At 39.4% G+C, this 10,558-nt stretch carries 9 protein-coding genes and 1 pseudogene; 9 read left to right on the top strand and 1 reads right to left on the bottom strand.

Annotation, left to right across the window (positions count from 1 at the left end; translation table 11 throughout):
* The 5 genes and pseudogenes from VXK47_RS20720 to VXK47_RS20700 form a co-directional block, all read left to right on the top strand.
* Positions 1–208, top strand: a pseudogene (locus tag VXK47_RS20720) (IS1595-like element ISDssp6 family transposase); the annotation flags it as partial.
* A 523-nt stretch (positions 209–731) separates the two neighbouring features.
* Positions 732–2,168 carry a tRNA lysidine(34) synthetase TilS gene (gene tilS, locus VXK47_RS20715; protein ID WP_435550691.1) on the top strand — a complete coding sequence of 479 codons (1,437 nt, stop codon included), beginning with the start codon at positions 732–734 and terminating at the stop codon, positions 2,166–2,168.
* Positions 2,169–2,270: 102 nt separating this feature from the next.
* Positions 2,271–4,100 carry an ATP-dependent metallopeptidase FtsH/Yme1/Tma family protein gene (ftsH, locus tag VXK47_RS20710; RefSeq protein WP_435550690.1) on the top strand — a complete coding sequence of 610 codons (1,830 nt, stop codon included), beginning with the start codon at positions 2,271–2,273 and terminating at the stop codon, positions 4,098–4,100.
* Positions 4,101–4,133: 33 nt separating this feature from the next.
* Entirely contained in the window at positions 4,134–5,018 is an 885-nt protein-coding gene (gene folP, locus VXK47_RS20705; protein ID WP_435550689.1) for a dihydropteroate synthase, read from the top strand.
* Positions 5,019–5,032: 14 nt separating this feature from the next.
* A complete protein-coding gene (locus VXK47_RS20700) occupies positions 5,033–5,797 on the top strand; it encodes a type III pantothenate kinase (RefSeq protein ID WP_435550688.1) in 765 nt (254 codons plus the stop codon).
* Between the two features lie 106 nt (positions 5,798–5,903).
* Here the strand turns inward: VXK47_RS20700 and VXK47_RS20695 are convergent, their stop codons facing one another.
* Positions 5,904–6,839 carry an MBL fold metallo-hydrolase gene (locus tag VXK47_RS20695; RefSeq protein WP_435550687.1) on the bottom strand — a complete coding sequence of 312 codons (936 nt, stop codon included), beginning with the start codon at positions 6,837–6,839 and terminating at the stop codon, positions 5,904–5,906.
* Between the two features lie 217 nt (positions 6,840–7,056).
* Between VXK47_RS20695 and VXK47_RS20690 the strand changes: the two genes are divergently transcribed.
* From VXK47_RS20690 to VXK47_RS20675, 4 genes are all read left to right on the top strand, one after another.
* Positions 7,057–8,091, top strand: coding sequence for a protein phosphatase CheZ (locus VXK47_RS20690; RefSeq protein ID WP_435550686.1), 1,035 nt, complete (start codon positions 7,057–7,059; stop codon positions 8,089–8,091).
* 276 nt (positions 8,092–8,367) lie between these two features.
* Positions 8,368–9,168, top strand: coding sequence for a selenium-dependent molybdenum cofactor biosynthesis protein YqeB (gene yqeB / locus VXK47_RS20685; RefSeq protein WP_435550685.1), 801 nt, complete (start codon positions 8,368–8,370; stop codon positions 9,166–9,168).
* 96 nt (positions 9,169–9,264) lie between these two features.
* Positions 9,265–10,059: a Rossmann-like domain-containing protein gene (locus tag VXK47_RS20680; protein ID WP_435550684.1), complete on the top strand. Its 795-nt coding sequence runs from the start codon at positions 9,265–9,267 to the stop codon at positions 10,057–10,059.
* Entirely contained in the window at positions 10,052–10,558 is a 507-nt protein-coding gene (locus VXK47_RS20675; RefSeq protein WP_435550683.1) for a hypothetical protein, read from the top strand. Before VXK47_RS20680 ends, VXK47_RS20675 begins: the two co-directional genes overlap by 8 nt.

Raw genomic sequence — 10,558 nt, 5'->3', positions numbered from 1 at the left:
TAAGATAATTGCCAATGCAAAATCAGTTTTTGCAGGCCCGCATAGAGGCGTATCGAAAAAGCATCTCCAGAGCTATCTTTCAGAGGTATGCTATCGTTTCAATCGTAGGTTTTGGAATAAGGAAGTGTTCCATCGCTTATTGTTTGCTTGCGCTACAACGACCACTATAACGAGGGATGAGCTGATGTCAAAAAAGCGGGTCAGCTAAGTCAATAGGCAATTTCTTTTTTATAAAATACCCCTTATATTCATGTGTTGCAACCTATTTTCAAAATCCAAAGTAAAATTTAAAAAATTGTAAAGAAACCCTACGTTTTCCCGATATGAAATACCTGCAAATCATGGGTAATATGATAAATAAATATTAATAATAGATAGTTAAATATACTGAACGTAAATTCAAAAATTGTAAATAAATCCGACAGATAAAAAGGGAAAAAAGGATGACAGGAAAATATTTTACCGTCTTTTCCATCGATGCGGCAGCGATGATCTCGGGGATGGTCTTAAATTTTCAAAAACCTTCCACTTGCCGGCTTCCTTTCTTAATATGTACACCTGATGATTAGTTTCCCTGTAGGGATATGTATGAACTCCAATAAAAAGAATTATTGCCAAAATCGAACAATTATGATGAACTTGTAAAAAGTTCATATAGTTTGCCAGGTATGGGTTACAGACAAAAATAAATAATTATGCGCAGTATTATAAATGATTCAGGCAACAGTTTTATGCAAAAAGTAAAAAAAACCGTTGCCGAATACAATATGATTCAAAACAAGGATTGCATACTGGTCGGGGTTTCCGGTGGAGCCGATTCCGTCACGCTGATTCATGTTTTATATGAAATCGCTCCGATATTTTCATTGAAGCTTGGGATAGCCCACCTTAATCATTCTTTACGCAAAAATGAATCGGATGATGATGCCGGTTTTGTAAATGCTTTATCAAAAAAACTTAATCTGCCGTGCTTTATTGAAAAAAAAGATGTAACCAAATATAAGACAGAAAACAAACTTTCGGTTGAAGAGGCCGGGAGGAGAATGCGTTATGCCTTTTTTGAAGATATTGCCATTAAGGAGGGATTCAACAAAATTGCTTTGGGGCATACGGCAAATGATAATGCAGAACTTGTATTGATGTATTTATTACGCGGAAGCGGCCCTTTGGGTATTTCTGGCATACCTCCTCTAAGAGGCGGCCTGAAAAACAATTTATTGATTATCAGGCCTCTTATCAAAACACTGAGGCCGGAAATCGAAGGTTATATTTCCTGTAAAGGGCTTTCACATATTATTGATAAATCCAACATGGATGAAAAATATTTACGAAATAAAATCCGTCACAACCTGATCCCTCATTTGAATAAAAACTATAATTCCAAAATAGTTGAAACTTTAAACAGACTTGCTTCAATAGTGCGGTCTGAAAACGAATGGATGGAAGAAGAGCTTGCTGCCGATATAAAAAAAACAATCATAAAGGAAGAACCGGACAAAATAGTTTGTTCCGTTTCAGAAATTAAGGCTCTTCATCCTGCTGCCAGAAACAGAATAAGCAGAATCGCCATCTTAAAAGTCAAAGGGGATCTGAGGCGCATCAGTCTTTCACATATTGAACTTATGTCAGCCCAGCTTGAAAGTGATTCGGACAATTGGAGCCTTGACCTTCCTGACCGGATAAGAGTTACAAGAACCGGTGAAAGCCTTGTTATTTCCAAAGGAAAAAGTGCATTGCGCTGTATTTCAACCAGGCATAAAAATAAAGATCAGGAAGTTTATGAATATGTAATCAATAAACCGGAAAGTATGATTGCCGGAAAAGAGGGCATAAAGATAATATTTTCCGAAATAAAAGATAATAGCTCTGAAAATATTTTTAAATCAAAACCCGGAGTCGCTTTTTTTGATATGGATAAAATATGCTTTCCTTTAATATTAAGAAATTATCGCCACGGAGATCGTTTTACTCCACTTGGAATGTCAGGCTCTCAAAAAATAGCCAGGTATCTGATAAATAAGAAAGTATCAGCTGAAAGCCGCTTAAAGATTCCTGTAATGCTTAGCAATAATAAAATAATCTGGTTGGCAGGACATATTATTGATGATTCTGTAAAAGTGACCCAAAACACCAGAAAAATAATTAAGGCTGAACTTTTTCTTGCCTAATATACAAAGATGATTAATATTGGCATATAATTTTGAATTGATGATATAGACTTTCAGATAAAGTCTTTGGACTGCCAAAATATTGTACGGAGGTAAAGTATATTGAATCCATTTTATAAGAACCTGGCTTTATGGATAGTCATTTCTCTGATGGTTGTTATGTTGTATAGCCTTTTCAATCAACGCCAGATTGGGGAAAACAGTTTGAGTTACTCAGATTTTATTACCATGGCTGAAAACAATAAAATCAGCGAGGTAGTTATCCAGGGTCAGGATCTTTATGTAACTGATGCAAGTAAATCTCATTTCAAGGTTTATGCTCCGCCGGACAGCGATCTTATTAAGATTTTAAGGGATAAAGGCGTAACAATAAAAGCCAAACCTCCCTCTGAGTCTCCCTGGTATATGTCTCTTCTGGTCTCATGGCTTCCGATGATAATTCTTATCGGAGTATGGATATTCTTCATGCGGCAAATGCAGTCAGGAGGCGGCAAGGCTATGTCTTTCGGGAAGAGCCGCGCAAGGCTTATGTCGGATACATCCGAAAAAGTCACCTTCGAGGATGTCGCAGGCATAGAAGAAGCAAAAGAAGAACTGAGCGAAATTGTTGAATTTTTAAAAGAACCAAAAAAATATACCCGGCTTGGAGGCCGTATACCAAAAGGTGTTCTTCTTATGGGGCCTCCGGGTACAGGCAAAACACTTCTTGCACGCGCAATTGCCGGGGAAGCCGGAGTCCCTTTTTTCAGCATAAGCGGTTCCGATTTCGTGGAAATGTTTGTGGGTGTCGGAGCTTCACGGGTAAGAGATCTGTTTATACAGGGGAAAAAGAATGCGCCATGCATCATATTCATAGATGAAATTGACGCTGTTGGCAGACACCGCGGAGCAGGCCTTGGAGGAGGCCATGATGAAAGGGAGCAGACATTAAACCAGCTTCTTGTTGAAATGGATGGTTTCGAATCCAATGAAGGTGTAATTCTTATTTCTGCCACAAACCGTCCGGATGTTCTCGACCCTGCGCTTTTAAGACCCGGCCGTTTCGACCGTCAGGTTGTAGTATCACTGCCGGATATAAAAGGCCGTGAGAAAATCCTTCAGGTGCATATGAAAAAATCTCCAATATCAGCTGATGTAACTCCCCTTGTTCTTGCGAAGGGAACTCCGGGATTTTCCGGAGCGGATCTTGAAAATCTTGTTAATGAAGCGGCTTTGTATGCTGCAAAAAGAAACAAAGATAAAGTCGAAATGATTGACTTTGAAGACGCCAAAGACAAAGTATATATGGGACTTGAGAGAAAGTCCAAGGTCATAAAAGATGAAGACAAAAAAACCACTGCATATCACGAAGGAGGCCATGCAATTGTGGCCCGCCTCCTGCCTGACACTGATGAGATAAACAAGATCACAATAATACCCAGAGGACGCGCTGCTGGCGCAACATGGTTTCTTCCCGAAGAAAGAGATTTCAAATACAAAGACCAGCTTGAAAGCCAGCTTGCCATCGCTTTCGGAGGACGCGCCGCAGAAGAGATTGTCTTCAATCGAATAAGCACCGGCGCCTCCAATGACATAAAGCAGGCAACCGATATCGCTCAGCAGATGGTCCGTTCATGGGGAATGAGCGATGAACTTGGCCCTCTCTCATATGCAAAAAATGAAGAGCACATATTTCTCGGACGGGAAATCTCCCAGCACAGAGATTATTCGGAAGAAACAGCCAGAAAAATTGATGATGAAATAATCAGCCTTATTAAAAAGTCACATGCAAAAGCAAAGCAAATCCTTAATGATAATATAGAAATTTTGCACAAACTTGCTGAATTGCTGCTTGAAAAAGAAACTGTTATGGGAAAGGAACTGGACGAACTTATTGTTTCCATGAAACCTGGCGTTGTTCTGTCTACTAACGGTTCTGAGGAAGCTGTGTAACAATCTATCGCATTTTTATATAAAATACCTGTTATGAAATCATATGAGATAGCTTGGGGTTCGCACAGACTTATTCTTGGAAATACTACCCGCATAATGGGTATAGTAAACGTTACACCTGATTCTTTCTCAGACGGAGGATTTTTCTTCAATACTGATGCTGCGATCGCTCATGGAGAAAAGCTTGTTGAAGATGGTGCCGATATTCTGGATATAGGCGGAGAATCCTCACGTCCTTTTTCCGAACCTGTTTCCGAAAAAGAAGAGATAAGACGGGTTGTTCCGGTTATTAAAAAACTTGCAAAACGCATATCGGTTCCTATTTCCATCGATACAACCAAATCAGTTGTCGCACAGTATGCAATTGATGCCGGCGCCGGAATAATAAACGATATAAGCGCGTTGCATTCCGATAAAAAACTTGCCGAAATTGCTGCAAAATACGGGGTTCCTGTCATTCTTATGCATATGAAAGGAACCCCGGAAAATATGCAGCTTTCCCCTCATTATGACAATCTGTTAGAAGAAATAAAAAAATATCTTAAAGATGCGGCGCAAAATGCTTTAAACTCCGGAATAGACAAATCAAAAATTATTATTGACCCAGGAATCGGATTCGGCAAAACAATTGAACACAACCTTCTGCTGATAAAAAACTTACACGAATTGGCAGACCTTGATATGCCGGTTCTTATAGGGCCGTCCCGGAAAGCTTTTATCAGAAAAATTATTAAAAACAATCCGGAAATTGAGTTAAAACCCCATTCACCTGCTGTTGAAACCGGTACGCAGGCGGCTGTGGCTGCCGCTGTTTTTGCGGGAGCGCATATTGTAAGAGTGCATGATGTTGCAAACACTGTTTCAACTGTAAGGATTATTGACGCAATAAAAAATGCCGGAGAGTTTCGGATTAAATAACAAAAGGATCATCCATGTTACTGGTAATAGATGTCGGAAATACAAATATCGTCATGGGAATTTATGATGGTGCTAAACTTGTGAGGGACTGGCGAATTCGCACAGAACGCAATACAACTGAAGATGAATTCAATGTGCTTGCGATGGGCCTTTTTGCAACCGGCGGTATAAATCCGGCGGATATAAAAAAAACCATAATATCATCCGTTGTTCCACCCATTGTAATGATTCTGGATTCGTTCTGCCGCAAATATCTTGGCCACGCGCCTCACTGGGTGGATGCCAGATCTTACCCGGGCATCAAGGTTCTTAGCGGTAATCCTTCCGAAGTAGGAGCCGATAGAATAGTAAATGCCGTCGGCGCTTATGAAAAATATAAAACCAGTCTGATTATAATTGATTTCGGAACAGCTACCACCTTTGATGTAGTTTCTGAACAGGGAGAATACCTTGGAGGCGCAATCAGTCCGGGAATAATGATAGCAGCGGAAGCGCTATTCCAGAGAGCTTCCAAGCTGCCGCGTGTTGAAATATTTCTTCCTCCCGATAAAGTAATAGGCACAGATACCGTCAGCAGTATGAAATCCGGAATTATTTTCGGCTATGCAGGACTTATTGACGGTATGGTCGCCAGAATGAAAACCGAGATGGGCACAAATCCAAAGGTAATCGCCACAGGAGGTCTTGCACGCCTGATGTTTAATGTGGCAACATCTATTGAAGCCGTTGAGCCTGATTTGACGCTGGAAGGATTAAGAATCATAAGCATGAAAATATAAAAAATATTAGCCCCCTCCCCCTTCAACCTTGCTCCTTGCACCTTGCTCCTTGCACCTTGCTCCTTACACCTTGCTCCTTACACCTTGCTCCTTGCACCTTGCTCCTTCAACCTTGCCCCTTTTTCTTATCTTTTATATATCCGATAAAGCCTTTAATACTGTTTGTTAGAAATATCATTTCTCTTTCTCTGACGGCATGTTCCATACCGGAATACTCTGAAAGAAAAGGATCTTGTCTCAAAAGTGCTTCGGTACATCCGGAAAGCAAATCATCATCAAGTGTTTTTTCGGCTTCATCACCTATAATTTTTTTCCATAAAGCAAGCTGACTCTGGTGTTGTTTGAGCATAGATACAGCGTTTTCCTTTAAACCAAGATGACCGTAGCAAATATTTACCGGATTTTTTGATACAAGGGCGTCAATACTTTCATAGGCAAGTTCATAGAAAAATTTCGGCGGAGTCGCCGGGCGCATGGCCCAGCCTCCGGACGGCAGGGAATAATAAACTCCTCCGGCTTCTCCGGCAAAGAGATAATCTTTGTATATATAACTTATATGGTGGACGGAATGTCCGGGAGTCATAACCGAAATGATTGAATCCTGATTAAACCCGGATGCATCAACAAGACGGTCAATCGGTACCGGATTAATAGGGCCATATGCTGTAGCAATGTTGCCAAGAGTCTTTATCGTGCCTTTCCATAATCTTTCAGGATCGGCAAGATGAGGTATGCCGTCTTTATGACAAATTATCGGGGTACCGGCAAAACGGGCTGCTATGTCTCCTGCCGCACCTGCATGATCTACATGAATATGTGTTAAGAATATATAATCAAGATGCGTAATTCCCGCTTCATCAAGAGCAGCAAACAGGGCCTGTGCTGTTGAAGATGAACCGACATCAACAATAAAAGTTTTATCTCCTTTATAAAGCCATGTTCCAATAAAATTTTCAAAACCCGGTGCAACAGGAGGAAGAGTTATAAGAAACAGATTTTCGGTAAATCCGGTTATTTTATAATTTAACTCCAATGCAGCCATACTGTTGTTCCCCCCCTAATTTATTTTCCACATATTCATCATGATAGCTTTTTCCCTGTTTATTTTAAGTTTATCATTAGCAATCAAGCGGTTAACATCTAAAAGCTTTCTTCCTGATTTTTTATATTATCCTTGCCTTTGATAATGTCTTTGTATAGTATAACAGCCTGACATGCAATTGGAAAAGCCAAAATATCAATTATTTTAAGGATAATAAATGCACGGAAATAACCAAATAATAATAGAAGATTACAAAAATTTATTTAAAGATCTTGATTCGAACCGGCAAACAGAGATCGCTGCCCAGCTTTTTCTTGAGTATTGCGTTTACCAGGATCAATGTGAAAATACTAAAAGACTTGCGCCCCTTATTAATACTGTTGCTGAGGCCCTGAGAAAAAATATTGAAGGGGAAGACTCCTTGCGGCTCGGCATTAAGGCCGTTCAAATGTATCTGAGGACGCCTCCTGTTGAATACTTTGGTGAAAGTCTTGCAAGACTTGGATATCTGGACCGGGAGAGCGTTGAAGAGATGATTCGGATCCAGCCAAAAGGGGTAATATTCGGCACTTTCCTGATGGAACAGGGTTTGATCACCCAGGAACAGCGGGATATCACCGTCATGGCTCAGAAAAGATTGTTTACTATACAGGAAGTCTATGAAAAAATATTAAATGAAGATCCCTGTGGAACTGAAACTAATCTTAATGAAAGTCTGAAGGGAGTGTTTCAACACTTTCTGACCTCCACTATTGAACTGGAGGATGATTTGAAACAATCCAAAACAGAGAATATTCATAATACGTTACAGCGTCTTGAGAATATCATTACTGAAACGGAAAAACAGTCGCATTTTGTTTTAGGGATTGTTGATCAAATCTTCACACTTAAAGATGAGCTGGAAAAATATTCTGAAAGCATAAAGGAGCACATTGATCCTTCAGACAATGTGGCACTAAACTATTCGGAAAACATATCTGAAAGATTAGAGTTGTTGTATTCTTTAAATATAGATATTAACTCCTCCCAGCAGATCCAGGACCGCATCGGTCAACAGATGTTAAAAATAATCCCGTCTATACAAACATTCCATGATCAATTATTGAAAATAGCAAACAAATTAAAGTTGAACTGGGATAATGTGGAAACTAAAGATTCCGATTTAGACATAGTGGGATATGGGGGAATGGAATCTAAGGAACGCGTTCAGCAAGACGATGTGGATGACCTGCTATCCAGCCTTGGATTATAAAAAACAAAATAAATTTACAGATTGCTTTGATAGTTGCATATATGCAATATTTAAAATGGCATATATAGCATAGATGCAACTATATATCATTACATAAATTATCTGTTGCTAATGCATATATCATAATAATTCAAGCAAGATACCCTCTATCTATTAATATTCATAAATTATGGCATAATAAATGCTGAAATCCTTAAATAGGCAACAATGTTATATTGACAGCATGTCAAGTTAGGCTAATCTCATATTTTTAAATTTTGGAGGCTATTTAACTCAATGAAAGATATTAAAATAGTTATTAAAGGCGCTGGTGAGATGGCAACCGGAATTGCATGCAGGCTTTATATGTCAAATCTTAAAAAAATAGTTATGACAGAGATTCCAAAGCCGATTTCCGTTCGAAGAGCCGTAGCATTTTCCGAAGCTGTGTATGACGGCAAAAAAGAAGTTGAAGGCATAAAGGCCGAATACATAGTAAAATTTGATGAAGTCTATAAAGTTTGGGAAAGAAAAAATATTGCGGTAATTGTCGATCCTTCATGGGCTGTTCTGAGTGAGATAAAGCCGGATGTTGTAGTCGATGCAATTATGGCCAAGCGCAATACTGATACAAAAACAGATGAAGCTCCTTTGGTTATCGGCGTAGGTCCGGGTTTTACTGCCGGCAAAAATGCGCATGTAGTAATTGAAAGCAACAGAGGGCATAATCTTGGCAGACTCATATTCAAAGGTTCAGCCGAACCTCATACAGGAATTCCAGGTTCGACTAAGGGATATACCGTAGAACGGGTTCTGTGTGCTCCTAACAACGGACTGGTAAAGCATAACAAAAACCTTGGAGATGAAGTCAAGAAAGGTGATCTGATCCTTTATGTAAACGAAACTCCCGTGAATGCATCTATCGATGGCGTATTGCGAGGCCTTATCCGTGAAATAGAAGTAGTTGAAAAGGAAAAAATCGGTGATATAGATCCCAGAGGCGATAAGCAGTACTGCCACACTATAACTGAAAAAGCAAGGGCTATAGGCGGAAGTGTTCTTGAAGCTGTCATGCATTACTATAACGTAGTCTCCTGAGCAAATACCTTTTATTTTAATCCCATTTTTGCACAGACGCGAGTTGCAGAAACGCAAAAGATTGCATCTTTATAAATATAAAAGGAATTAAATAAGTTGAATAAAGATATAGCTAAAGATTGCAGCCTTAAAAGCAATAACGGGCAATATATTTTACAGGCAATTATTGACAAATTAAATTTAGATGCCCAAATAAAAGAAGTAAGAAGAGGCTTGCACTGGACCGCGGTTGTGAGCAGATCTTGCGGGCTTTCATCAACAATGACAGGGGAACACTGTGTACATGAAGGGGTCGAAGAAAGCCCTCCGGCATCATTTACGGATATGACTGCCATGGAGCTTGCACAATATTCTTATTCCGGTGATCCATCAAAAGCCACTTTAGGCCTTGCAGCGATCAATTCTCTGATCGAAGCAGATAAATCAAAAATTGTCAGCATAAATGCAGGAGATATTTTATTAAAAAACGGGGTTAACAAAAACATTTCCGTTATAGGTCATTTCCCGTTCACAGATGCTTTGAAGAAAGTGGCTAAAAATCTCTGGGTTATCGAAAAGAGAGTTATAGAAGGTGATTATCCTGAAGACAGCGCAGAAAAATATCTGCCGCAATCCGATATAATAGCCATATCTGCAACATCATTAATTAATCATACATTGCAGAATTTATTGGAATTATGTCCTAAAAACAGTATGAAAATGCTTTTGGGGCCAACAACCCCGATGAGCGAAGTGTTTTTTGATTTTGGGTTTGATATCATTTCCGGCAGCATAGTTACGGATCAAAATACTGCTTTGAAATATATCAGCGAAGGAGTAAATTTCAGGCAGTTGAAAAAAACAGGAGCAATAAGACTTGTTGCCATGACAAAAGAGGTTCTGCATGACTGAAGCAGCTGAAAAAAGTATGGAAGAAAAGAACAAACGCTCTCTTGAACAGATATACAGAAGCGCTGTGAGCGGTTTATACTCAAGGCTTAGAAACAATTATGATTTTATATACCAAAAATTTGGTGATCAGGGCCTGGAAATTATATCCGGGATGAGCCGTCAATATGGTTTTGATATAGCAAAAAGGGCAAAAAACCGATTGGATAAATGTGATCTTGAATCTGTAACATGGTTTATATTAAGGATATTCGAAACAATGACATGGGGCAAAAACGATACCGGCCTCACAGAACTTACCAGGACCAGGGCAGTAATCAGAGCCGATCATTGTCCGTTAAATTTTACAGACCCCAAAATGTGTCTGGCTCATACTACCATGGAAAAAACAGTTGTGGAAGAATTGAACCCTGACTTGAAATACAGCATCGGAAAATCAATTCCGGCAGGTGATGGCTATTGTGAACACATAATAGAAGTAAAACCTGCCGATAGAACTTAA

Origin of the sequence: Desulfobacterium sp. N47 (assembly GCF_051233685.1) — a bacterium.
GTDB lineage: Bacteria > Desulfobacterota > Desulfobacteria > Desulfobacterales > RPRI01 > RPRI01.
The sequence above is the reverse complement of the archived record's forward strand: the minus strand, read 5'-3'. Positions and strand labels throughout refer to the sequence as shown.

Excerpts from the sequence above, each read along its gene's own strand:
- tilS (WP_435550691.1), top strand. The coding sequence starts at position 732 with ATGCAAAAAGTAAAAAAAACCGTTGCCGAATACAATATGATTCAAAAC.
- folP (WP_435550689.1), top strand. The coding sequence starts at position 4,134 with ATGAAATCATATGAGATAGCTTGGGGTTCGCACAGACTTATTCTTGGA.
- VXK47_RS20700 (WP_435550688.1), top strand. The coding sequence starts at position 5,033 with ATGTTACTGGTAATAGATGTCGGAAATACAAATATCGTCATGGGAATT.
- VXK47_RS20695 (WP_435550687.1), bottom strand. The coding sequence starts at position 6,839 with ATGGCTGCATTGGAGTTAAATTATAAAATAACCGGATTTACCGAAAAT.
- VXK47_RS20690 (WP_435550686.1), top strand. The coding sequence starts at position 7,057 with ATGCACGGAAATAACCAAATAATAATAGAAGATTACAAAAATTTATTT.
- yqeB (WP_435550685.1), top strand. The coding sequence starts at position 8,368 with ATGAAAGATATTAAAATAGTTATTAAAGGCGCTGGTGAGATGGCAACC.
- VXK47_RS20675 (WP_435550683.1), top strand. The coding sequence starts at position 10,052 with ATGACTGAAGCAGCTGAAAAAAGTATGGAAGAAAAGAACAAACGCTCT.